This is a genomic window from Dactylosporangium sp. CS-033363 (genome assembly GCF_050942475.1).
Lineage (GTDB): Bacteria > Actinomycetota > Actinomycetes > Mycobacteriales > Micromonosporaceae > Dactylosporangium.
This window is the reverse complement of record NZ_CP192032.1, coordinates 6,736,525-6,757,619: the sequence shown is the minus strand read 5'-3', so window position 1 is coordinate 6,757,619 and position 21,095 is coordinate 6,736,525. Positions and strand designations below refer to the sequence as shown.

Below are 21,095 nucleotides of genomic sequence, written 5' to 3'. Positions count from 1 at the left end.
CGGGCCCTGGACTCTTGGCTGGGCCCGCTCGCCCTGGCCGGCAACGACGTCGGCGCCGTGCAGACGGCGGTGGACGACCTGCCCTACCTGCCCCGGGACCCGGCGCTCGGGGTCAGTTGATGCCGGTCTGGGCCGGGTCCTGGAGTGCCTCGTCGATGTCCGTCGTCGTGCGCTGCAGGATCTCCTCGACCTGGGCGCGGGTCAGGGCGTCCGGCGCGTGCCAGAGGTCGGCCAGGTCCTTCGCGATGATGCTCTCGACCACGATCCAGGCCGGGATCGACGGGTACATCCGGCCGGCCGCGATCATCGTGCGGAAGGCCGCGTACGCCGGGTCGGATTCCAGGCGGGTGCCCTTGATCGCGGCGGTGCGGGCGGGCCACAGGCCGGAGGAGACGCTGTACCGGCGCTGGCTCTCCTCGCCGGTCAGGAACTTCACCCACGCGAAGGCCTCGTCGGGGTGCTTGGCCGACTTGAGGATCGCCAGGCCCGAGCCGCCGAAGAAGCCGAAGCGGCCCTCCTTGCCGGCCGGCATCGGGGCGGTGCCCCAGCCGTTCTTCAGGCCGGGGCGGTCCGGGTCGGCCAGGTAGTCGCCGACCGCCTGGGAGTTGTCGATGGTGACGGCGCCGGTGCCGTTGGCGAAGGCCTCGGGTACGTCGCTGGAGGTGAGCTTCATGGCCGCCGGGTCGTCGTACTTGTGGACCAGGCGCTGGTAGTACTCCACGCCGTCGACCGCGGCGGGCTGGTCCAGCAGGGACTTGTCGCCGGAGTCGTCGAGCAGGTTGCCGCCCGCGCCCCAGATGAAGGGGGCGACGTTGTGGATGATGCCGAAGTTGTTCTCGTTGCCGATCGCGAGCGGCCAGACGGTACCGCTGCCGGCCTTGATCTTTTGCAGGGTCTGCTCGAAGGCGTTCCAGTCGGTGAACGCGGTCGCCGGGTCGATGCCGGCCTGGGCGAGCACGTCCTTGCGGTAGAACAGGGCGCGCACGTCGGTCAGCCAGGGCAGCGCGGTGATCTCGTCGGAGCCGAGGCGGTGGCTGGCGCTCCAGGCCGCCGTGGCGAAGACGTCCTTGCCGCCGACCTCGGCGATCTCCGCGTCGGTGTAGGGCCGCAGGGCGCCGAGGGCGCTGAAGCCGCCGACCCAGGTGGTGCCGAGGACCGTCACGTCCGGGCCCTCGCCGCTGGTCGTGGCCGTGCTGAGCCGGGTGAGCGCGTCGCTCCACTGGATGCGCACGGGGTTGATGGTGATGTTGGGGTGCAGCTTGTGGAACTCCTCGGTCTCCTGGACGACCGCGCGGTCCTGGATCGGGCCGCCGTACGGCATGTACCAGAACTCCAGGGTGACGTCCGGGGCCGAGCCGGTGCCGCCGTCCTTCGCGCAGCCGGCCAGGGCGAGCAGGGCGGCAGCCGCCGCGAGCAGTGCAGTGCGCCTCATCACACCGCTCCTATCGACCGGTCCTGGAAGTGGCTGAGCCGAAAACCCAAGGTCCGCCGAGCGGCGGTCGATAGTCGAACCGTGCGCGCAGCGGTGGCAAACTCGTTGTCGTGGCGGTGGCCACGGGTGCTGGCGCTCGCCCTGGTGCTACTCGCCGCCGTCACCGTGGCCAACATCGAGCTGCACGGCCGCAGCCGCGTCCACGAGGGGACCCGCGCCCAGCTCAACGAGCTCAACGTGCTGCTGCACGAGGAGAGCTCGCTGCAGTGGAAGACCCTCGCGAGCCGCAACACGCCCGTCAAGGTCGCCCGCGAGCTCGGTGCCATCCGCCTGCGCGAGCGGGACATTCTCGACAAGCTGCCCGGGTCCGAGGGGCTTTCCAAGCAGGTTTCCGGGTACCACGCTGTGCTCGACCAGGAGCTCGGTCTCCTCGGCGTCGGCAAGACCGCCGAGGCCCTCGCGCTGGAACAGGGCCGCACGGACCCGGCGTTCGTCGTGCTCGCCAGCACGCTGCAGCGCCTGGAGGAGTCGGAGACGGCCGCCGCCGATCTGGCCAAGACGCTCGCCGACTTCACGCTGGTCCTCGCGATGGTGGCGGCGGTGGCGGCGATCGGGCTGCTGCTGTACCGCTTCGAGCGCGAGCACCGCGCCTCCATGCGCGCCCGCGAGGAGCTGCTGCGCCAGCAACAGGAGGCCCTCGACACCCTCGCCGAGCACGAGGCCCTCGTGCGCCACCAGGCCGCGCACGACCCGCTCACCGGCCTGCCGAACCGGCGCGCGCTCACCGAGCTGCTCACCGGGACGGCCGGGCCGGGCGCCCGTCCGGCGGGGGCGGCCGGCGAACGTCCGGCGCACCGGGCGCTGCTGCTGGTCGACCTGGACGAGTTCAAGCCGGTCAACGACCGCCTCGGGCACGCCGCCGGCGACGAGCTGCTGGTCGCCGTGGCCGGGCGGCTGCTGGACGCGGCCGGCGACGGCACCGTGGTGCGCCTCGGCGGCGACGAGTTCGCGGTGGTCCTGGACGCCGAGGAGGCCGCGGCGGTCGCGGTGGCCGAGCGGATCGTGGCCGCGGTCGCCGAGCCGTTCGAGATCGCCGGGACGAGCGTGCGGATCGGCGCCAGCGTCGGGCTGGCCACGACCGCACAGGCCGGCGACGGGGACCGGCTGCTGCGTGAGGCGGATGCGGCGATGTACCGGGTGAAGCAGAGTACCAAGGGCGGCTTTGCCGTGTCCTGCGTCATGACTGCTCGGTAACTTAGGCCGGCTGCCGAACTCCGGGGCATGGTAAATCTTGTGCGCAGGGTCCGGCTCCGCACCCGGCTGGCGCTCGCGTTCGCCGTCATGAGCGCGCTGTTGGCCGGGATGGCCTTCATCGGGGAGCGCGGATCGGCCGCACAGGCCACCGCGAGCGAGGGGATCGGGCAGCTGCAGACGCTGTCGCGGCAGGTGATGCAGCTGAAGTTCCGCGACGCCGACGTGTCCGGCTGGCAGGTCGCCTACGCCGGCGACGTGGCCACGCTCGGCGGGGTCGCGGCGACCGCGGACACCTCGCCCAACCGCAAGGGCTACCTGGCCTCGGCCGCCTCCCTCCAGACGGAGCTGGACGCGGTCGACACGAGTCTGCTGACGCCGGCCGAGCGGCAGCTGTTCGCCACCATCGAGACGAGCTTCGCCGCCTTCCTCGACTACGACAAGCAGATCGTCACGTTGTACCGCACGGGCTCCGTCGCCGCGGCCAAGGCGCTGATCGAGGGCGCGGGGTACGACGAGTACTACAAGATCCTCGACGCCACCGGCAAGCTGGTGGACTCCGTCGCCGCCCGGTCCGTGGCCGCCGCCGAGCACAGCGCCCAGGTCGCCCACGACGCCCGCCGCACGCTGGTGATCGCGATCGCCGTCGCCGTCACCCTCTCGGTCGCCATCGCCACCCTGCTCGCCATCGTGATCACGTGGAGCGTGGTCCGCCCGGCCGAGCGGGTGATCGGCGGCCTGCGCGAGCTGGCCCAGCGCAACCTGGCCGTCGAGCTGCCCGAGGACGGCCGCGACGAGGCGACCGACATGGCCCGCGAGTTCAACGCGGCCGTCACCGGCATCCGGGAGGCGGTCGGCCAGGTCGGCGACCGGGCCGCGGCGCTCACCGCGGCCGGCCGCGACCTGACCCAGCTGTCCGGGCGCCTCGACGAGCAGGCCGCGACCACCAGCGGGCAGACGGTCCAGGTGGCCCGCTCCGCCGACCACATCTCCGGCAACGTCGCCACCCTGGCCTCGGCCGCCGAGCAGATGAACCACGCGATCGACGAGATCGCCCGCAGCACCAGCGTGGCCGCGACCGTGGCCGGCGAGGCGGTGGCCAGCGCCGCGACGACCTCGGCGACCGTCGCGCAGCTGTCGGAGGCGAGCGCGGAGATCGGCGCGATCGTCAAGACCATCACCGCGATCGCGGCCCAGACCAACCTGCTCGCGCTCAACGCCACGATCGAGGCGGCCCGCGCGGGGGAGGCCGGCAAGGGCTTCGCCGTGGTCGCCAACGAGGTGAAGGACCTGGCCCAGGAGACCACCCGGGCGTCGGAGGAGATCGGCACCAAGATCTCCGCCATCATGGAGGAGACGGCGCGGGCCGCGGCGGCCATCGGCGGGATCTCCACCGTGGTCACCCGGGTCGCGGAGGCGCAGCAGACGATCGCCGCGGCCGTCGAGGAGCAGACCGTCACCACGGCCGAGATCAGCCGCAACGTGGGCTCGGTGGCGGCCGGCTCGGCGGAGATCGCGTCGACCATCGCGGCGGCGTCGAAGAACGCGAGCGCCACGACGATCGAGGCGGCCGCGGCTCAGCGGGCGGCCGGCGACCTGGCCGCGATGGCCGGCGAGCTCAGCGGGATCGCGGGCTCGTTCAAGTACTGACGCACACTTGTTCTTTTGGAGGTTGTGTGGATCTCGTCCTCGACATCGTGCTCATCGCGTTGCTGGTGTTCCAGCTGCTGCTGGTCGCCCGGGCCGTGCTCGACTGGAGCGCGGTGCTGGCCGGCTCGCCCATGCCGGGTGGGGTGCGGGCCCAGGTGACCCGCGCGGTGTGGGCGGTGACCGAGCCGGTCCTCGCCCCCGTCCGCCGCGCCCTGCCCCCGCTGCGCTTCGGCGGCGTGGGCATCGACCTGGCGTTCATCATCGTCTTCCTGGGGATCATCCTGCTGCGGGCGATCCTCGGAAGGCTCTACTGAGTTACGCCGGTTCGGGAACACCCCCGTCGGGCGGCGGGTCGCCGTCGCCCGGCATCGGCTCGGCCGGGGCCGGCGGCAGCGTCTGCGGGGTGTCCGGCAGGAGCTCACCCGGGTCGTCGGGCACCGGCTCGCGCGGGTCGATCGGCGGGTACTGCTCGGGATCGAGCTCCGGTTCGGTCATGATCCCGAGTATGCCGCCCGGACGGGAGTTCCGCCGGGCGGCACACTCATGAGTGGCGTCTAGCAGGCGCCGTTGTCGGTCGTTTTTGCCGTCAGCACGCGCCGTTGTCGGTCCACACGCCCGAGCCGCCGGTGCTCGGGGTCTCGCCCTGGGTCCACCACTTGGCGGTCCACTTGTGCCCGCCGTAGCTCACCGACTGCCCGCCGGTGTACGCGGTGCTCGCGTTGTACGGCGACAGGCCCGCGCAGTTGCCGGTCCCGCCCGTCGGAGTCGGACTGGTACCACCGCAGGCGCCGTTGTCCGTCCACACGCCCGAGCCGCCGGTGCTCGGCGTCTCGCCCTGGGTCCACCACTTCGCGGTCCAGGTGTGCCCGCCGTAGGAGACCACGGCGCCGCCGCTGTAGGCGGTGCTCGCGTTCCAGGCCGGGGCCGAGCAGGTGCCGCCGGTCGGGGTCGGGCTCGCGCTCGGGCTCCTGCTCGGCGACGGGCTCGCCGAGGCACTGCGCGACGGCGAGACGGAGGCGGTCGGCGAGGTCGTCGAGCAGCCGGCCGTCGCCCCGTTGGTCGAGTTGACCACCTGGTTGAACAGGGTCGCGTTGCTGTCCAGCGCCTCGAGGGAGTACATCATCGCCCCGGCCAGGCCGTTGCAGTGCTGGTAGTCCGCCTTGGCCTGGATCGACTGGGCGTTGTCACCCGACCAGAAGGTCGAGCCGTCGTAGAAGTACGACGACTTGGTGGTCTGGTCGAAGTACGTGTACGACGGGTTGTCCACGAAGCCCGTGAGCTCCTTGTAGAACGACACGCCGGGCACGTTGCCGGACATCGCGTGGCCGGTCGCAGGACTGGCCGCCGGCTGGTACAGCCCGTGGTTCGCCCCGGCCGGCACGCCGGTCCAGCCGCGGTAGTAGAACGGGTACCCGATGGTCGCCTTGCTCGCCGGGAACCCGCCGGGTATGCCGTAGCTCGCGTCGCCGTTGACCCACGCCTTCACGGCGGAGTCGATGTTGTACTTCCCGGTGCCGGGCGCGATCACCGGGCTCGGGTCGTTCGGCGAGCCGTACAGCGGGTCCTGGAAGTTCGCCGGGCCCTGCGGCTCGAACCCGCCGTGCATGTCGTACGTCATGATGTTGGCGTAGTCGAGGTACTGCCCGACCTTGTTCGTCTCGATCATGCGGATCTTGTCCTGGCCGGCCGGTACCGCCGCGGTCAGCCACTTCTTGCCGCCGCCGAGCGCGTCGAGCTGCGCCCGGAACTCGGCCATGAGCAGCGTGTAGTTGGTCTTGTCGGCGGCGGTGTAGTGGTTGCCGGTGTGCCCGGCCGCGCCCGGGTACTCCCAGTCGATGTCGATGCCGTCGAACACGCCCGCACCGGAGCCGGCGCCGCCGTAGCCGTTGCGGACCGGCAGGTTGCCCTTGATGAACATGTCGATGCAGGAGCTCACCAGCCGCTTGCGGTTGGCGTCGGTGGAGGCGGCGTCGGAGAAGTACTTCGAGTAGGTCCAGCCGCCGATCGAGACCAGGATCTTCAGGTTCGGGTACTTGGCCTTGAGCTTCTTGAGCTGGTTGAAGTTGCCCACGAGCGGCTGGTTCCAGACGTCGGCCACCCCGTCGACGCTGATGTCGGCGCCGTAGGACTTGCCGTAGTCGGCGTACGAGTCGCCGGCGTTGTCCCCCGCGTTGGGGTTGTTCTCGTCCTGCGACGCGGGGGAGTCGTTCTCGAAGCAGCTCAGGTTCGTGGGGTTGATGTTCTCGAACGCGTACACGAGGTAGTCGAGCTTGCCTGCCATGCCGCTGGTGTCGAGGTTCTTGGGGTAGAAACCGTTGGCGTAGATGCCCCACTGCGTGAAGTAGGCGAACTTGACGCCTCCGCTGGTGGTGGCGGCCTGCGCCGTGGTGTTCAGCGTGACGGTGGTCCACGCGACGGCGGCCGTGAGCACGGTGGCCGCTATGCCGGCGAAGAGCCTGCCGGGTCTGCGCATCTCGCTCCTCCTGTACCGAGAGCACTCCCATGTAAACAGTTAAGGTTGTTAACTGTTTTCCGGGATTTTAATCTCAATCGATGCGTTGGGACAAGGGCAAGTCCTGGACGCTTCGCGAGAGGACGCAGAACTCGTTGCCCTCGGGGTCGCCGAGGATCACCCAGGAGACGTCGGGACCCTGGCCGACGTCGACCCGGCGGGCGCCCAGGCCGATCAGCCGCTCGACCTCCTCCGCCTGGGTGCTGCCGTCCGCGCGGAGGTCCAGGTGCAGCCGGTTCTTGATCGTCTTGTGCTCCGGCACGGCCACCACGTCGATCCCCGGCGCCGACCCGCCGGCCGGCCCGATGGTGATCACGAGCGGGTCGCCCGGCTCCTCCTCGATCACCTCCCAGCCGAGCACGGCACACCAGAAGGCGGCGATCCGGCGGGGGTCGTTGGCGTCGATCACGAGCACGGAGATGCGACTGGTCATGCCGCCGTTTGTACTCCAGCCGGGCCCCGGCGCGCCCCCCGCGCGGGAAAGGGGCGCGGGATGGGATGATGCCGCCCATGACGGCGCTGCCCCAGCCCCGCGATCTCACCGCGCTCGTGGTGCGGGTCGACTTCAGCGACGATGACGCCTGGGCCGAGCTCCAGACGCTCTTCGGCGAGGACCACGCCACGTACATCGGCGACCCCGCGTACGACGGGGCCACCATCGCCGACCTCATCGACATCGACGACGCCGCCGACGAGGACGACAAGGTCTACGAGCTCTTCCTCGCCGACGAGACCAGCATGACCGACGACGAGCACCCGCTGCTCGCCGTCGACCTCGCCGACGAGCCGGGCCGCTCGTTCCGGGTGCTGCCGGCCGCCTTCGCCGAGGTCGCGTCGAACCTGAGCATCGCCAACATGGACTTCGCCGACTTCGCCGAGGCCGTCGACGAGACCGGCACCTACCGCGGCCAGTCCGCGTAGCCGTGCCCGACGACCCGCCGCGGTCCGCCCTGCCGTTTCCCGACCCCGACCTCACCGACGGCACCGTCCTGCTGCGGCCCTGGCAGGAGCGGGACACGCCGCAACGGTACGCCGCGTTCTCCGACGAACTCTGCCAGCGCTTCTCGTGGCCGCACGTCGAGCCGATCACCGAGGCCCAGGTGCACGCCGCGCTCGCGGACAACGAGCGTGACCGCCTGGCCGGCGCATCGCTGAACCTGGCCGTCGTCGACCCCGCCGATCCCGCCCGCATCTGGGGCGCCGCGTCCCTGTACGACGTCGACCCCGCCCAGTCCCGCGCGTCGATCGGCTACTGGGTCGCGCCCTGGTCGCGCGGGCGCGGTGTGGCCACGCGGTCGCTGCGGTTGCTGGCGGGGTGGGGGTTCGGGGCACTGGGGGTACACCGGCTGGAATTGACCTGTGGCCCGGACAACCTCGCCTCGGCGCGGGTGGCGGAACACTGCGGGTTCGTCCGGGAGGGGCTGCTGCGCTCGCACCTCCGGTTCAAGACCGGGCGCCGCGACACGGTGGTCTTCGGCCTGCTCCCGGGCGAACTCCGCTGACCTGCTAGACCCGCCCGTATCCGTAGAGCGAGTCGATGTCGATCGGCGCCACCTTCACCACGGTCCGGCTGTTCGGCGCGTGGATGATCTGGTTGTTGCCGATGTAGATCCCGACGTGCCCGAGCCCGTTGTAGAACACCAGGTCACCGGGGGCGAGCTGACTGCGCGTGATGTGCTTGACCTTGCCCCACTGCTGGGCGGCGTTGTGCGGCAGCGTCACGCCCGCCGCCTTCCAGGCCATCATGGTCAGCCCCGAGCAGTCGAACGTGTTCGGGCCGGCGGCGCCGAAGACGTACTTCTTGCCCAGCTGCGCCCACGCGTAGTTGACGGCCTTCCCGGCGGCCCCGGAGACGGCCGGCGGCGGTCCCGGGTTCGACGTCGTGGTGGTCTTCGTCGTCTTGGCCTTGCTGGCCGCCGCGGCCTTCGCAGCCGCCTCGTCGGCCTTCTTCTGCATGTCGTCGAGCTTGGCGATGTTGCCCTCGATCTGCTTGCGCCGCGCCTCGATGTCGGTCTTCTGCCGGCTCTGCGCCGCGAGCTGCTCGTTGAGCCGCTGCTTCTCGGTGTCGAAGCCGTTCTTGGCCGCGGTGTACGTGGCGATGTCCGCCTGCTGGTTGCGCGAGATCTGCTCCAGCGTCCCGACCCGGTCGAAGAACCCGTCGGTGGACTGGGCGCCCAGCATGAGCGACCACGTGCCCAGGCTGCCGCCGCTCTTGTACGCGTTGACGGCAACCTGGTCGGCGCCCTTGCGGGCCTCGTCCATGCTCGCCTGCAGCGGCTGCAGGTCCTGCTCCAGCTTGGTGATCGAGGCCTGCGTCGCCTCCAGATCGCCATTGATCTTGTTGTAGTCCTCGACGATGAGCTCGAGGTCCCGGTTGCCCTTGTCGATCTGGGCCTGGATCTCCTCGTGCGTCGGGTCGGCGTGTGCGGCACACGCCGGAGCGACCACGGCCGCGACCGTCAGCCCGATGAGCCACGCTCGCAGCGCCGTACGTCCGATGAACACGACAGCGTCCTTCTTCCGGACCGCCTACCGGGTTAGCTGACGGGTTCGGGCGGAAAGAAGGTGCGCCCTACCGCGACCATCACGCACGGTCACGGATTCACCCCATGGGCGGCAACGACTCCCGCCCCATTGGGTCCCCGGCTCACGCGCCGAGACCTGTTCACAGGCCCGGCGTACGACTCGGCGGCGCCCGCCCGGGCCGCCCGGTTGAGCGACGAGGACCGGTCGAGCTGCACCAAACGTAACGACAACATCTCGGCAACGGAATGCCGCGGCCTCGATCTAAGCAACACTTAACGCAGACTCAAAGATCCCCGGCGAACGGCCGCGTCATGGCCCCGAGCAGGCTGTGCCGGTCGTCATCCGCGGCCAGCTGCCACGTGAACACCCCCGCGAGTCCCCGCTGCGCCGCGAACGCCGCCCGCTCCTCGATCGACAAGGCGTCCTCATAGCTCACGAACGCCCGCTTCCCGGCGTGATAGAGCCACGGCGACCGCGCAACGGGGTCCCGGTGCCGCTCCCAGGCCGGATCGGGCAGGAAGGAGTTCACGATGTCCCGATATTCAGGAGCTTCCATGGTACCGACCTGAGGCCGCCCCAGCCCCGCCCGCTCGCCGGCCTCGTCGACGAGGAATCCCCGCCCGTAGAACGGAACCCCGAGCACCAGCCGCTCCCGCGCGACCCCGGCCCGCAGGTAGTCGTCGACGGCCGTGGTGATGCCTTCGAGTGGAGCGTTGAACGTCGCGATCGGCGAGAACCCGGTCCCGAAGTCGTACGTCATGAGATTCACGAAGTCGAGCACCTTGGCCAGCTCCGCGATCTCGAAGCTCTCGGCCGGGTCATAGGCCCCGGCGGACTGCAACCGCGCGGCGGGCAACGCCGCGGTGAGGATCTTGCCGTCCCCGAGCCGCGCCCGGAGGTCCTGGGCCAGCAGCGTCGCGTTGCGTCGATCCTCGGGCCGGTGCACGACCTCGGCCGGCCCGCCGGAGACCGGAAACTCCCAGTCCAGGTCGACCCCGTCGAAGTCCTTCAGGAGCGCCAGCGTCTCGTCCACGAACGCGGCCCGCGACTGCTTCGTCAGCGCCGCGTCGGAGAAGCCGCCGGCACCCCAGCCGCCGATCGACAGTACGGTCCGGAGCCTGGGATGCGCCCGCTTGAGCCCGGCGAGCGCCTCGAGGTGCGCCGGGGCGTCCCGCGGCAGCGTGAGGTGCCCCTGCTCGATGGTCCCGAACGCGTAGAACAGATGCGTCAGCTCACCGGCCGGAATGTTCGCGATCGGGTACGCGTCAGCACTAGACGCCGGAAAATAGGCTCCCAGAACAACCATGCTTGATGTTGTACCGGATTTCAGGAAGCCGGCCACCCCGGCTGCCCCGGCGGCGGGGCGGACACCGGCCGGGTCGGATACGCCGCCGGCACGGGATACTGCTATCCCGCTGCTGCCGGCCCTCGTGTCACCACATCCTGCCACCCGGGTACGACATTTTCCCGAGCCGAGCTACCCGTGCGCGATCCGCGCCAGCGAGCGCCACAACAGCACGACGAACACCGCCGACCCCCCGAACGCGAACCAGAACGGCGCCGTCACGCCGACCTGCGTGGCCAGCGTCCCGCCGATCAGCGAGCCCACCACCAGCCCCCCGAACGTGCTGATCGTGTTGACGCTGCCCACCCGCCCCTGCAGCTGCGTCGGCACCGCGCGTTGCCGGACCGTCAGCGACGTAGTACCCCAGATGAAGGCGTGCGCCCCGAAGACGAACATGATCGCCCCCGCGAGCCAGGGTGACGTCGTCACGGCCAGGGCGAGGTGCGTCAGCGTCTCGATGATGAGGCCTGCCCGCATGATGTTGCCCAGGCTCACGCGCCGGGTCAGCCAGCCGTACATCCCGGTGCCGACCAGCCCGCCCACCGCGCCCAGCGTCGTGAACACGCCGAAGCCGGTCGGCCCGAGTCCGAGCCGCTGCTGCGCGTACAGCACGAGCACCGACCACGCCGCCCCGAACGTGAAGTTGAAGATCAGGATCGTCAGCGACAGCGTGCGCACGGCGGCGTGCCCGGCGGTCCACCGCAGCCCCTCGACGACGGCGTGCCGCACCCCCGCGGGTCGCTCGGACGCCGCGGGATCGGCCGGCAGCGCCATCCGCGACACGAGCACGACCCCGGCCACGACCAGCACACTCTCGGCGGCGAAGGGCCACGCGTGCCCCGCCGCGAACAGCAGCGCCCCGATCGGCGGCCCGACGAGGTTGTTCAGCGTGATATAGCCCGCCTGCAGCCGCGCGTTTGCAAGAACAAGATCGTCCCGTGGTACCAGCATCGGCGCGATCGTCTGCGCGGCGTTGTCGGCGAACACCTCACCCACCGTCAGCAGCCCGATCGCCACCAGCGCACCGGCGACCGGGAGATGGCCGGTGACCAGCAGCACCACCAGCGCGACGAGCACGACCCCGCGCAGCCCGTCCGCGGCCATCACGATCCGCCGCCGGTCGAGCCGGTCGGAGAGCACGCCCGCGTACAGGCCGAAGACCAGCGGCGGCGCCCACCGCAACAACGCCGCCAGCGACACCAGGAACGCGTTGTCGGTGAGCGAGGCCACGAGCAGCGGCCCGGCGGCCAGCGCGATCCCGTCGCCGAGGTTGCTGGTCCACGATGAGGCGAGCAACCACCGGTACCCGCGCCCCAGCCGTTCCGGCACCGCAACCTCGACCAACCTGTTCACGGGTACAGCACCATACGGGTCTCAGGCCCTTACCGCGAACTCGATGTCGAGTGTGTGCGCTGCGGCTTTGCCGGCCCGGGAGTAGGGTGAGCTGAGCCGGCGGCATCCCGCCGAGGCGACAACGGTGACGGAGCGCGGCATGGACCCAGATGCTCCGATCGGCGGCGTACGGTCGCGGCGCGGCCTACCGCCGCGCCAGCAACAGGACGTCATCGACGCCGAAATGCGCGCCAGCCGCCGTGGGGTCCTCGCGGAATTCCACCGCCGGCTGCGCGCCGACCCCGAAACCCTCGTGGCGCCCGAGTTCCTGGCGTTGGCCGACCGCCACATCGTCCGCACCGCGATCGTGGTGGCCGCGGGCCGCCTCGCCGACGCCTGCACCCTGCACGTCTTCGACCCCAAGACCACCGCGCTGCGCACGGTCCGCCACAGCGGCGTGCCCCTGCGCCTGCGCGACCGCCTCACCGCCTTCCTGACCGCCGCCGGTGTCGGCCCGGACATGACGGACCCGGTCGTCCTCGAGCGCGTGGCCCCCGCCACCGACCTGGGGTTCGCCGCCGTCCACGCCTACCTCCTGCGCGACGAGCGCGGCGACCCGCTGGGCGTACTGTCATTGCAGTACCGCACGCCCGGCCCACACCCGGGCCAGGACCGCCTCGCCGGGTTCGCCGCCGAGGCCATGGCGGGCGTCCCGGCCGCCCCCACCCTGCCCCGGCGCGCGCGCACGGCCGACCCGACACCCCCGGGCGTCAGCGTGACCCGAACGACCGACGGCATGGCAGTACTGCTCGGCGGTGCCCTGGACGCCGTGACAGCTCCGGGATGCAGGCAGCTGCTTCGCCGTACCGTAGCCGCTCTGGCACCTCGCCAATCGCTCGTCATCGACCTGCGCGAGCTGGATTTCCTGGCCGCGGCCGGCGCCCGGGTCCTGATCGACGCCGTGCGCCGGTGCGAGGACGGCGCCGTGGACTGCTATCTCCTTGCCGGCCCCGGCCACATCGCCCGCACGGTGCTCGATCGCCTGGACCCCCGCCCGCCGCTGAGCTTCGTGGAGGACGAGGCCCGCCTGCCGACCGCGGCCCGCCTGCCGACCGCGGCCCGCCGCTGAGGTCCGCCGGCATCGTTGGCGGCATGCTCACCGCGTCATGACCCGACCGTGCCGGGGCGGAAGCGCGCACCGGCGGTGTGCGTGCTTGAGGCAGGATGGACCGATGACGGACAACGTGCTGGCCGAGCAGGTCGGCTACTACCGCAGCCGCGCGGCGGAGTACGACGCCACCGCGTACGGCGACGTCGACGCGGCCCGCACCCGCATCGCCCGGCTGGTCGCCGCGATGGCCCCGCGCGGCCGTGTCCTCGAGCTCGCCTGCGGCACCGGCCTCTGGACCGAGGCGCTCGCCCGCGAGGCCGATTCGGTGCTCGCCGTCGACGCCGCGCCGGAAACGCTCGCGATCGCGCGGGAGCGAGCGCCGTCGAACGTCACATTCGCCGGCGCCGACATCTTCGGGTACGCCCCGGGCGAGCGTTTCGACGTCGTGTTCTTCTCGGCGTGGCTGTCGCACGTGCCCGATGAGCGGTTCGCCGAGTTCTGGCGCCTGGTGGGCAGCTGGCTCACCGGCGGCGGCCGCGTGCTGTTCATCGACGAGCACACCGACGAGCGTCCCAAGGAGGCGTACGTCAGCGACGGGATCGTCGAACGGCGCCTCAACGACGGCCGCACGTACCGCATCGTGAAGCACTTCATCGACCCCGCCGCCCTGCGCGAACGGCTGCACACGCTTGGCTGGACCTGCACCGTCACGCGCGACGGCGACGACTGGATCGTCGGAACCGCCACCCGCGCAGGGGCGACGCCGGACGTCAGCGTGATCCGCGGATGAGGAAGCCGCGCCCCACCCACAGCACGCCCAGCACGATCGCGCCGATGATGGTGAAGTTGCCGAGGCCGGGTGTGTCGGTCACGGCCAGGATCGCCACCGCGGCGCCGTAGCAGACGGTCAGGAACAGCATGATGTTCAGCGTCAGGCGTGGGGTCATGGTCGTCAGGTTCGCGCGGACGGGGCCGGGTGCGCATCCAACGACCGTTGGATGCGCGCGGGTCGTGTGCGGGGGATGCTGACGGGATGAGCGCGACCGCGGACCCGGGGCAGCACGAGTGGCACCGCCTCGCTGTCGGGTGGCATCTCGCCTTCGCCGCGCTCACTGTCGTCGCCGCCGGGCTGATCGGGTTCGACGCGGACCTCGCCGTGCGGGAGCGGATCCTCGGGGTTGCGCTCGTCGGTGCGCTGGCCGCGTGGTACCCGCTGGCCGGTGCCCGGCTGCTGCGGCGGCCGCGCGGTGGCGGGGGCTGGACGTACGTCGGGATCGCGGTCGCCCTCACGGCCGCCGCGGTCGCCGTCGCGCCGGCCGGGGCGGTGCTCCTGACGGTGTTGTTTCCGCACGTGTGGGCGATGCTGCCGGCCAGGCAGGCGGTGGCCGGAACGATCGCCGCCGTCGTCGCCACGGCCATGGCGTTCGCGTTCCGCCTCGAGGAGCCCGAAACGGTGCTCGTGCCCGCCGGGCTTGCGCTGCTGTGCGCGATCGGCGTCGGACTGTGGATTACGCGCATCATCGAGCAGAGTGCGCATCGGGCGCGGCTCGTTGCCGAACTCGAGGCCACTCGTGCCGAGCTTGCCCTGGTCAGCCGGGAGGCGGGTGCGCTGGCCGAGCGTGAGCGGATGGCCCGCGACATCCACGACACCGTTGCGCAGGGGTTCACCAGTGTGCTGTTGCTGCTCGACGCGCTCGAGTCGGAGCTCGGAGAAGAACAGCAGAACGCACTCGTGTACCTCCTGCGAGCCCGCGACACCGCCCGGGACAACCTTGCCGAGGCGCGGTCGATGATCGATGCGGCCACGCCACCGGCCCTGCGTTCGGCGTCGCTGCCGGCTGCTTTGCGGCAGGTCGTCGACCGGATCGGGCCCGACCTGCCCGGCGGCGCCGAGCTGACCGTCGAGGGGGAGCCGCGGCCGCTGCCCGCCGAGTTGGAGGTCGTGGCCCTGCGCGCCGTGCAGGAGGCGCTGGCAAACGTGCGCCGCCATGCGCGGGCGGCGCATGTGGACGTGCACATCCGGTACGACGGCGGCGTTCTCGCCCTTCGCGTGCACGACGACGGGCGCGGGTTCGACGTGGACGCGCCGACTCCCGGATTCGGTCTGGCCGGACTGCGCGAACGCGTCACCGCGGCGGGCGGATCGGTCGATGTGCGGTCGAGCCCGGGCGCGGGCGCGACGCTCGACGTGGAGCTTCCGGCATGACGGTGCGGCTGCTCGTGGTGGATGACCATCCGATTGTGCGGGACGGGTTGCGGGCGGTGCTCGATCGGGAGCCGGATCTCGTGGTGGAGGCCGACTGCGGGCGCGGGCATGAGGCGGTCCGGCTCGCGGCGGTGTTGCGGCCGGATGTGGTGCTCATGGATCTGCGGCTGCCGGATCTGGACGGGATCACCGCGATCGAGCGGATCACCGCCGCCGGTACGGCTCGGATTCTGGTGCTGACCAGCTATGACACCGACGGGGACGTGGTGCGGGCGGTGGCCGCCGGGGCCGTGGGATATCTGCTCAAGGGGTGCAGCCGGGAGGAGTTGACGGCCGCGGTGCGCACGGCGGCGCGTGGGGGGACGGCGATCGCGGCGCCGGCGGCGGATCGGCTCGTGCGGTACCGGCGGGGGGACGTGCCGCAGCTGACCAGCCGGGAGATGGACGTGCTGCGGTGTCTGGCCCGGGGGCTGTCCAATCCGGAGACCGGGCGGGAGCTGTTCGTGAGCGAGGCGACCGTGAAGAGCCACGTGATGCGCATCTTCGAGAAGCTCGGCGTGAAGGACCGCACCGCCGCGGTCACCACGGCCATCGCCCGGGGACTGCTGCCGCCCCTGTAAAAACAGGAGGATCAGGCGTCGATGCCGATGCGGTCGCGGAGTTCGTCGGCCCAGAGGTCGGCGGTGTAGACGTCGGTGCCGGGCTGGTGTTTGCGGCCGCCCGCGCGCAGGGAGCCCGCGTCGACCGGTTCGTAGCCCAGCTGCTCGACCAGGTCCATGACGCGCCATTTGGCGGCCGGGTCGTCGGAGGAGACCGGGATGCCGTAGCGGCGCAGGGCGCCCGCCGAGTGGTGGTAGTCGCGCAGGTGGTCCCAGCGCATGGCGTTGAAGGCCTTGACCACGTGGGCGCCGGGCAGTTCCCGCTGGATCAGTTCGCTGCTCGTCACCCGGCCGTCGTCCAGGGCCGCGTGGTGGCCGTCGCGCTGGGGGTAGTAGTTGCAGGCGTCGACCACGGTCTTGCCGGACAGGGCGGCGGCCGGGAGGTCCTGGTACTGGCCGAACGGCACCGCCAGCACCACGATGTCGCCGAAGCGGGCGGCCTCGTCGGGAGTGGCGGCCACGGCGTGTTCGCCCAGCATCAGTTCCAGGTCGCGCAGGGTGTCGGGGCCGCGGGAGTTGGCGATCGCCACGTCGTCGCCGGCCTCGACGCACAGGTGGGCGAGGGTGGAGCCCATGTGGCCGGCTCCGATGAGTCCGATTCTCATGGGTCCCCGGCTACCCGCCCCGGGCGGATTCACGCAACGCGTACGGCGCACCAAAAGCGCGCAATGCCGAAAGGACAGAGTGCGCAATGCTCGACGCGCGCCGGGTGCGGAAACGGGGTTACCCTTCGAACGTGAGTACCTCGGCCGCCGACCAGCATCTCTGCTGGACGTACGACACCCCGGGGCAACTGCACGCATACGCGCAGGCATACCTCGGCGCCGGGATCGCGGCCGGGGAACGGGTCTGGTTCGCCGGCACCAGCGACCCCGGCTGGCTGCCCGCCGGGGCCGAGTTCGTCTCGCTCGAGGCCACCTACGCGGCCGGCGAGCTGGTCGAGCCCGAGGCCCAGGTCGCCGCGTACGCGCAGGCCACGGCGGCCGCGCTCGGCGACGGGCACACCGGGCTGCGGGTGTTCGCGGACTGTACGGCGCTCGTGGACACCGCCGAGCGCCTGGACGCGTTCGCGCGGTACGAGGCGCTCGTCGACCGGTACATCGCCGTCCATCCGATGCGCGCGATCTGCGCGTTGCACCGCGGCACGGTCGGCGATGAGGCGGTCGGCGCGCTCGCGTGCCTGCATCCCGGTACCAACGCGGCGGATGTCCTGTTCGCGGTGCGCGGGGACCCGCACGACCCGAATGCCGCGCTGCTGAGCGGTGAGCTCGACAGCACAGCCGAGGAGCTGTTTCCCGCCGCGCTCGCCCGGGTACAACCTCGTCCTGAGAACGGAAAGATCGTGTTCCACGCGCACGCCCTTCGCTTCATCGACCATCGGGCGCTGCTGCACCTGCAGCGCCATGCGGAGCAACGGGACGTCACGGCGGTGCTGCACACCCCGCTGGCGACCGCGGCCCACCTGGTCGAGCTGCTGCGGCTGACGCGGATTCGGGTAGAGGCGGCGCGATGAGGACGGGGGCCGGGGCCGGGCACACCGGGTACCTGCACGAGGCGATCTGCTACGACTCCGATGAGCACCTGCTCGACGTGGTCGTGCCGTTCCTGCTCGGCGGGGTGGTGGCCGGCGAGCCGACCATGGTGTCGTTCGGCGCCCGCAACGCCGCCCTGGTCGAGCGGGCGCTGCCAGCGGGGTGCCCGGTGACGTTCCTGAGCGGCGGCGAGGTGTACGCGCGGCCGGCGGGCGCCATCCGCGCGTACCGGACGCTGCTGGCCGAGCAGGTGGACGCCGGCGCCGGGCAGATCCGCATCGTGGGGGAGCTGCTGCCCGAGCACTTCGGGGCGTGCTGGGACTGGTGGGCCTGCTACGAGTCGGCGATCAACCACGCGTACGACGAGTTCCCGCTGTGGAGCATGTGCGCGTACGACGCTCGGTCCGCCCCGTCGCACGTGCTCGCGGACATGCACCGCACGCACCCGTTCACCGCCGGTCCGCTGGGTGAGCACACGGCGAACGCGGAGTACACCGATCCGGAGACGTTCCTGCTGGAGAACCGGCCGGAGATCGCCGACCCGCTGCAGCGCTGCCCGGCCGCCGCCGACGTGCTCGGGCCGCCGCCGGAGCAGGCCCGCCAGGTGGTGCGCACGGTCGGCGAGGGCCGCATCGGCGAGGAGCGCATCGACGACCTGACGCTCGCGGTGAGCGAGATCGTGGCCAACGCGCACCGGTACGGCCGCGCGCCCGTCCGGATGCGCGTGTGGGCCGCCGACGGGCGCGTGGTGGTCACGGTGGCCGACACCGGGCCCGGCCCGAAGGACCCCTACGCCGGCCTGCTGGCCGCGACCAGCGAGAACTCGGCCGGCTTCGGGCTGTGGATCGCGCACCAGGTGTGCGACCACGTGAGCATGCAGCGCGGAACGGACGGTTTCACGATCAGGCTGACCGTAGGAAGCTGAAACGACCGCAGGAAGCTAGAACGCAGGCTGGCGCGCCGGCTCCAGCCGCTGCTCGAGCTCCCGCGCCGCCATCGGACGCGCGTAGAAGTAGCCCTGGCCGAGCAGGTACCCCTGCTGCCGCAGCACCCGGGCCTGGTCCTCGGTCTCGATCCCCTCCGCGACGGCGGCCAGGTCGAGGGTCTGCGCGATGTGGATGACCGCCTGCGCCACCGCCGCCGGCCGCCCCGCCGTCGTGATCTCCTCCACGAAGCTCCGGTCCAGCTTGAGCGTCGTGACCGGGCACGTGAGCAGCAGCCCGAGCGAGGAGGCGGCCGTGCCGAAGTCGTCCAGCGCGATGCGCACACCGAGCGCGCGCAGCTCGTGCAGAGTCGCGATCGCCGGCCCGTCCCCGAGCACCGCCGTCTCCGTCACCTCGACCAGGAGCCGGTCCGGGGCCAGCCGGGCCGACGCGAGGGCCGCCCGCACGTCGTCGACGAAGCCGGGGTCCTGCAGCTGGCGCCCGGCGACGTTGACGGTGATCGACCAGAGGGCCTTCTGGCCGTACCGCAGCAGCCACTCCGCCATCTGCCGGCACGCCTCGCGCAGGGCCCAGCGCCCCAGCGGCACGATGAGGCCGGACTGCTCGGCGACCGGGATGAACTCGGCGGGGGAGATCGGCCCCCGGGTCGGGTGCTCGAAGCGCATCAGGGCCTCCGCGCCGACCACCGAGCCGTCGTCGAGGCGGACGATCGGCTGGTAGCGCAGGAACAGCCGGTCGGTGCCGATCGCGTCGCGCAGGTCCGCGCCCAGCTCGGCGTGGGCCTGGATGCGGGCGGCCATGTCCGGGGTGTAGCCGACCGAGTTGCCCTTGCCGCGGTCCTTCGCGGCGTACATCGCGATGTCCGCCTTGCGCAGCAGCGTCCCCAGGTCGTCGCCGGGCCGGGCGGGCGCCACGCCGATGCTGGCGTGCACGAGCAGGTGGTGCCCGGCCGCGCTGACCGGCGGCGCGAGCAGGGCCAGCACCCGCTCCGCGGCCCGGTCGGCGTCCCCGCCGGGCGCGTGGCGCAGCAGGACCGCGAACTCGTCGCCGCCCAGGCGGGCCACCACGTCACCGTCGTTGCCCCGCACCGCCGCGCGCAGCCGCTGGGCCACCGCGACCAGCACGTCGTCGCCGACGGCATGGCCGAGCGTGTCGTTGACCTCCTTGAAGTCGTCGAGGTCGATCAGCAGTACCGCCGCCTGGGTGTCCGCCGCCGCCCGGTCCAGCGCGTGCTCGACGATGGCGCTGAAGCCGGCCCGGTTGGCCAGGCCGGTGAGCGTGTCGTGGGTCGCCTGGTGCTGCAGCTGCTGCTCGTGGCGGCTGACCGAGTCGAGCAGGTGCGCGTTGTCACGCAGCGCGACGAACTGGCGGACCACGACGAGCCCGGTGATCAGGATGGCCCCGAGCGCCACCGGGGCGATGTCGGCCACGCTGTGCTCGCGGCCGGCCCGGAAGCTCTGCACGGCCAGGAGCAGGGAGGTCGCGCCGACGGCGACGTAGGGCAGCGACGAGAAGCGCCGCGAGCGCCGTACCGGTGCGCCCTCGCCCGCCGGGTCGTCGGGCCCGCGCCGCTGCACGTGCGCGGCGCAGCACACGACCAGCATGTTCACGATGATGCTGATCGGCTGCAGCCCGACCCAGCGCGGCTGGTTGGTGATCGGCGCCGCGGCGGAGGCGAACACCCCGATCAGGATGGTGAGCGCGAGCAGCCGCAGCGACGCCATGGTCACCGGCCCGCTGCCGACCATCGCCACCTTCATCACCGCGACCAGCGCGAGCAGGCACAACAGGGCGATGAGCACCATGCCGAGGAACTTGGGCACCTCGGTGTGCGTCTCCACCAGCGGCCGCAGCACCAGGTGCCAGAGGAACAGCGCGGCCCCGGCCGTGACCGTCGCGCCGTCCAGCGTCAGGCGCACCCACTCACTGCGCGAGCGATGCCCGGCCGGAAGCCGCAGCAGCGCCCACATCACGAGCAGAAGAGCCAGGGACAGCAGCGGTACCCCGGCGCCGACGAACAGCATCGGCCGGTCCGACCAGCGCGCGAACGTCGACACCGTCATCAGCGAGGCGCCGGCCAGCACGAACCCCTCGACCACGGTCAGGTGCAGCCAGAACCGCCGGGCGGCCGGGTGCAGCCCCGGCGTGCGGGCCACCCGCAGCGTCGTCAGCATCGCCACGATGCTGGTCGCGGGCACCGTGAGCCACATGAGCACCTTGGGCGCGGGCAGCCCGGCCGCGTAGAACACCGTCCAGACCCCGCCCAGCGCGAAGATCGCCACACAGGCGAGCAGCAGGGGCCGGGTGTCGGCCCGCTCGTCCGCGCGCGCCACACCGGGGTCGATGCCGCTCATCCGCCGCACACTCCCTCCGGGTCGGCCGGTCACGCCGTCGCTCAGATCGGTCGTCGCGCCAGAATATGAAGGAAACGCGCGTCCCGCCCATCCGCCGATCCGCCACGAACCGGATCCGACGATTCACCCGGGTAAATTCCTCACCGGCGATTCCCCCATCCGGTGGGCGGGCGACCGGAAGAGCCGGAACGCACCGGCCGGTCGGCGGATTTTGCCCGCCGGTCCGTGATCGCCGCCGGTG

General features: G+C 71.8%; 21 protein-coding genes and 1 riboswitch. Of the genes, 11 read left to right on the top strand and 10 right to left on the bottom strand.

What is annotated here, in order from left to right:
* Positions 1 to 112: 112 nt before the first annotated feature.
* Entirely contained in the window at positions 113 to 1,432 is a 1,320-nt protein-coding gene (locus tag ACQPZ4_RS31245) for an extracellular solute-binding protein (RefSeq protein ID WP_433043297.1), read from the bottom strand.
* A gap of 126 nt (positions 1,433 to 1,558) precedes the next feature.
* On the opposite strand from ACQPZ4_RS31245, the gene ACQPZ4_RS31240 reads away from it, so the two are divergent.
* The 3 genes from ACQPZ4_RS31240 to ACQPZ4_RS31230 are packed head-to-tail and all read left to right on the top strand — an operon-like array spanning position 1,559 to position 4,647.
* The gene (locus tag ACQPZ4_RS31240) at positions 1,559 to 2,686 is read left to right on the top strand and encodes a diguanylate cyclase domain-containing protein (protein WP_433043295.1); all 1,128 of its coding nucleotides are present in this window, start codon (positions 1,559 to 1,561) and stop codon (positions 2,684 to 2,686) included.
* A 39-nt stretch (positions 2,687 to 2,725) separates the two neighbouring features.
* Positions 2,726 to 4,333 (top strand): methyl-accepting chemotaxis protein, encoded by a 1,608-nt coding sequence (locus ACQPZ4_RS31235; protein ID WP_433043292.1) that lies wholly within the window; start codon positions 2,726 to 2,728, stop codon positions 4,331 to 4,333.
* A gap of 26 nt (positions 4,334 to 4,359) precedes the next feature.
* On the top strand, positions 4,360 to 4,647 hold the full coding sequence (locus ACQPZ4_RS31230) for a YggT family protein (protein ID WP_433043289.1): 288 nt from the start codon (positions 4,360 to 4,362) through the stop codon (positions 4,645 to 4,647).
* Position 4,648: 1 nt separating this feature from the next.
* On the opposite strand, the gene ACQPZ4_RS31225 is transcribed toward ACQPZ4_RS31230, so the two are convergent.
* From ACQPZ4_RS31225 to ACQPZ4_RS31215, 3 genes are all read right to left on the bottom strand, one after another.
* Positions 4,649 to 4,828 (bottom strand): hypothetical protein, encoded by a 180-nt coding sequence (locus tag ACQPZ4_RS31225; RefSeq protein WP_433043286.1) that lies wholly within the window; start codon positions 4,826 to 4,828, stop codon positions 4,649 to 4,651.
* A gap of 91 nt (positions 4,829 to 4,919) precedes the next feature.
* On the bottom strand, positions 4,920 to 6,806 hold the full coding sequence (locus ACQPZ4_RS31220; RefSeq protein WP_433043283.1) for a glycosyl hydrolase family 18 protein: 1,887 nt from the start codon (positions 6,804 to 6,806) through the stop codon (positions 4,920 to 4,922).
* Between the two features lie 73 nt (positions 6,807 to 6,879).
* A complete protein-coding gene (locus ACQPZ4_RS31215; RefSeq protein ID WP_433043280.1) occupies positions 6,880 to 7,278 on the bottom strand; it encodes a VOC family protein in 399 nt (132 codons plus the stop codon).
* Between the two features lie 77 nt (positions 7,279 to 7,355).
* On the opposite strand from ACQPZ4_RS31215, the gene ACQPZ4_RS31210 reads away from it, so the two are divergent.
* Entirely contained in the window at positions 7,356 to 7,766 is a 411-nt protein-coding gene (locus tag ACQPZ4_RS31210; protein ID WP_433043277.1) for a DUF6924 domain-containing protein, read from the top strand.
* Positions 7,767 to 7,768: 2 nt separating this feature from the next.
* Complete coding sequence (locus ACQPZ4_RS31205; protein ID WP_433043274.1) at positions 7,769 to 8,347, top strand: GNAT family N-acetyltransferase; 579 nt, start codon at positions 7,769 to 7,771, stop codon at positions 8,345 to 8,347.
* Between the two features lie 4 nt (positions 8,348 to 8,351).
* Here the strand turns inward: ACQPZ4_RS31205 and ACQPZ4_RS31200 are convergent, their stop codons facing one another.
* The 3 genes from ACQPZ4_RS31200 to ACQPZ4_RS31190 all read right to left on the bottom strand — a co-directional run bounded on the left by ACQPZ4_RS31200 (position 8,352) and on the right by ACQPZ4_RS31190 (position 12,069).
* Entirely contained in the window at positions 8,352 to 9,350 is a 999-nt protein-coding gene (locus ACQPZ4_RS31200) for an NlpC/P60 family protein (protein WP_433043271.1), read from the bottom strand.
* Positions 9,351 to 9,357: 7 nt separating this feature from the next.
* Positions 9,358 to 9,534, bottom strand: a riboswitch (cyclic di-AMP (ydaO/yuaA leader).
* Between the two features lie 120 nt (positions 9,535 to 9,654).
* Positions 9,655 to 10,677, bottom strand: a complete 1,023-nt coding sequence (locus ACQPZ4_RS31195) for a glycoside hydrolase family 18 protein (RefSeq protein ID WP_433043268.1) — start codon at positions 10,675 to 10,677, stop codon at positions 9,655 to 9,657.
* Positions 10,678 to 10,848: 171 nt separating this feature from the next.
* Positions 10,849 to 12,069 (bottom strand): MFS transporter, encoded by a 1,221-nt coding sequence (locus ACQPZ4_RS31190; protein ID WP_433043265.1) that lies wholly within the window; start codon positions 12,067 to 12,069, stop codon positions 10,849 to 10,851.
* Between the two features lie 139 nt (positions 12,070 to 12,208).
* On the opposite strand from ACQPZ4_RS31190, the gene ACQPZ4_RS31185 reads away from it, so the two are divergent.
* Together ACQPZ4_RS31185 and ACQPZ4_RS31180 are read left to right on the top strand one after the other, a co-directional pair.
* Entirely contained in the window at positions 12,209 to 13,177 is a 969-nt protein-coding gene (locus ACQPZ4_RS31185; RefSeq protein WP_433043262.1) for an STAS domain-containing protein, read from the top strand.
* Between the two features lie 103 nt (positions 13,178 to 13,280).
* On the top strand, positions 13,281 to 13,949 hold the full coding sequence (locus tag ACQPZ4_RS31180; RefSeq protein WP_433043259.1) for a class I SAM-dependent methyltransferase: 669 nt from the start codon (positions 13,281 to 13,283) through the stop codon (positions 13,947 to 13,949).
* Here ACQPZ4_RS31180 and ACQPZ4_RS31175 read toward each other — a convergent pair.
* Positions 13,930 to 14,106 carry a hypothetical protein gene (locus tag ACQPZ4_RS31175; protein WP_433043256.1) on the bottom strand — a complete coding sequence of 59 codons (177 nt, stop codon included), beginning with the start codon at positions 14,104 to 14,106 and terminating at the stop codon, positions 13,930 to 13,932. The genes ACQPZ4_RS31180 and ACQPZ4_RS31175 overlap by 20 nt on opposite strands.
* Before the next feature lie 86 nt (positions 14,107 to 14,192).
* On the opposite strand from ACQPZ4_RS31175, the gene ACQPZ4_RS31170 reads away from it, so the two are divergent.
* Positions 14,193 to 15,365 carry a sensor histidine kinase gene (locus ACQPZ4_RS31170; protein WP_433043253.1) on the top strand — a complete coding sequence of 391 codons (1,173 nt, stop codon included), beginning with the start codon at positions 14,193 to 14,195 and terminating at the stop codon, positions 15,363 to 15,365.
* Positions 15,362 to 15,985: a response regulator transcription factor gene (locus tag ACQPZ4_RS31165; RefSeq protein WP_433043250.1), complete on the top strand. Its 624-nt coding sequence runs from the start codon at positions 15,362 to 15,364 to the stop codon at positions 15,983 to 15,985. The genes ACQPZ4_RS31170 and ACQPZ4_RS31165 overlap by 4 nt, the downstream gene beginning before the upstream one ends.
* Positions 15,986 to 15,996: 11 nt before the next feature.
* Here ACQPZ4_RS31165 and ACQPZ4_RS31160 read toward each other — a convergent pair whose 3' ends face one another.
* Positions 15,997 to 16,629, bottom strand: coding sequence for an NADPH-dependent F420 reductase (locus ACQPZ4_RS31160; RefSeq protein WP_433043247.1), 633 nt, complete (start codon positions 16,627 to 16,629; stop codon positions 15,997 to 15,999).
* A 131-nt stretch (positions 16,630 to 16,760) separates the two neighbouring features.
* Between ACQPZ4_RS31160 and ACQPZ4_RS31155 the strand changes: the two genes are divergently transcribed.
* Both ACQPZ4_RS31155 and ACQPZ4_RS31150 read left to right on the top strand, forming a co-directional pair.
* Positions 16,761 to 17,537, top strand: a complete 777-nt coding sequence (locus tag ACQPZ4_RS31155; protein ID WP_433043244.1) for an MEDS domain-containing protein — start codon at positions 16,761 to 16,763, stop codon at positions 17,535 to 17,537.
* The gene (locus tag ACQPZ4_RS31150) at positions 17,534 to 18,481 is read left to right on the top strand and encodes an anti-sigma factor RsbA family regulatory protein (RefSeq protein WP_433043241.1); all 948 of its coding nucleotides are present in this window, start codon (positions 17,534 to 17,536) and stop codon (positions 18,479 to 18,481) included. Before ACQPZ4_RS31155 ends, ACQPZ4_RS31150 begins: the two co-directional genes overlap by 4 nt.
* Positions 18,482 to 18,496: 15 nt before the next feature.
* On the opposite strand, the gene ACQPZ4_RS31145 is transcribed toward ACQPZ4_RS31150, so the two are convergent.
* Positions 18,497 to 20,854: a putative bifunctional diguanylate cyclase/phosphodiesterase gene (locus ACQPZ4_RS31145; protein ID WP_433043238.1), complete on the bottom strand. Its 2,358-nt coding sequence runs from the start codon at positions 20,852 to 20,854 to the stop codon at positions 18,497 to 18,499.
* Positions 20,855 to 21,095: the final 241 nt, after the last annotated feature.

What these genes read in the sequence shown, in the direction of transcription:
- ACQPZ4_RS31180 (WP_433043259.1), top strand. Translation starts at nt 13,281, where the DNA reads ATGACGGACAACGTGCTGGCCGAGCAGGTCGGCTACTACCGCAGCCGC.
- ACQPZ4_RS31160 (WP_433043247.1), bottom strand. Translation starts at nt 16,629, where the DNA reads ATGAGAATCGGACTCATCGGAGCCGGCCACATGGGCTCCACCCTCGCC.
- ACQPZ4_RS31195 (WP_433043268.1), bottom strand. Translation starts at nt 10,677, where the DNA reads ATGGTTGTTCTGGGAGCCTATTTTCCGGCGTCTAGTGCTGACGCGTAC.
- ACQPZ4_RS31185 (WP_433043262.1), top strand. Translation starts at nt 12,209, where the DNA reads ATGGACCCAGATGCTCCGATCGGCGGCGTACGGTCGCGGCGCGGCCTA.
- ACQPZ4_RS31175 (WP_433043256.1), bottom strand. Translation starts at nt 14,106, where the DNA reads ATGACCCCACGCCTGACGCTGAACATCATGCTGTTCCTGACCGTCTGC.
- ACQPZ4_RS31220 (WP_433043283.1), bottom strand. Translation starts at nt 6,806, where the DNA reads ATGCGCAGACCCGGCAGGCTCTTCGCCGGCATAGCGGCCACCGTGCTC.
- ACQPZ4_RS31210 (WP_433043277.1), top strand. Translation starts at nt 7,356, where the DNA reads ATGACGGCGCTGCCCCAGCCCCGCGATCTCACCGCGCTCGTGGTGCGG.
- ACQPZ4_RS31215 (WP_433043280.1), bottom strand. Translation starts at nt 7,278, where the DNA reads ATGACCAGTCGCATCTCCGTGCTCGTGATCGACGCCAACGACCCCCGC.
- ACQPZ4_RS31170 (WP_433043253.1), top strand. Translation starts at nt 14,193, where the DNA reads ATGAGCGCGACCGCGGACCCGGGGCAGCACGAGTGGCACCGCCTCGCT.
- ACQPZ4_RS31225 (WP_433043286.1), bottom strand. Translation starts at nt 4,828, where the DNA reads ATGACCGAACCGGAGCTCGATCCCGAGCAGTACCCGCCGATCGACCCG.
- ACQPZ4_RS31165 (WP_433043250.1), top strand. Translation starts at nt 15,362, where the DNA reads ATGACGGTGCGGCTGCTCGTGGTGGATGACCATCCGATTGTGCGGGAC.
- ACQPZ4_RS31145 (WP_433043238.1), bottom strand. Translation starts at nt 20,854, where the DNA reads ATGAGCGGCATCGACCCCGGTGTGGCGCGCGCGGACGAGCGGGCCGAC.
- ACQPZ4_RS31150 (WP_433043241.1), top strand. Translation starts at nt 17,534, where the DNA reads ATGAGGACGGGGGCCGGGGCCGGGCACACCGGGTACCTGCACGAGGCG.
- ACQPZ4_RS31245 (WP_433043297.1), bottom strand. Translation starts at nt 1,432, where the DNA reads ATGAGGCGCACTGCACTGCTCGCGGCGGCTGCCGCCCTGCTCGCCCTG.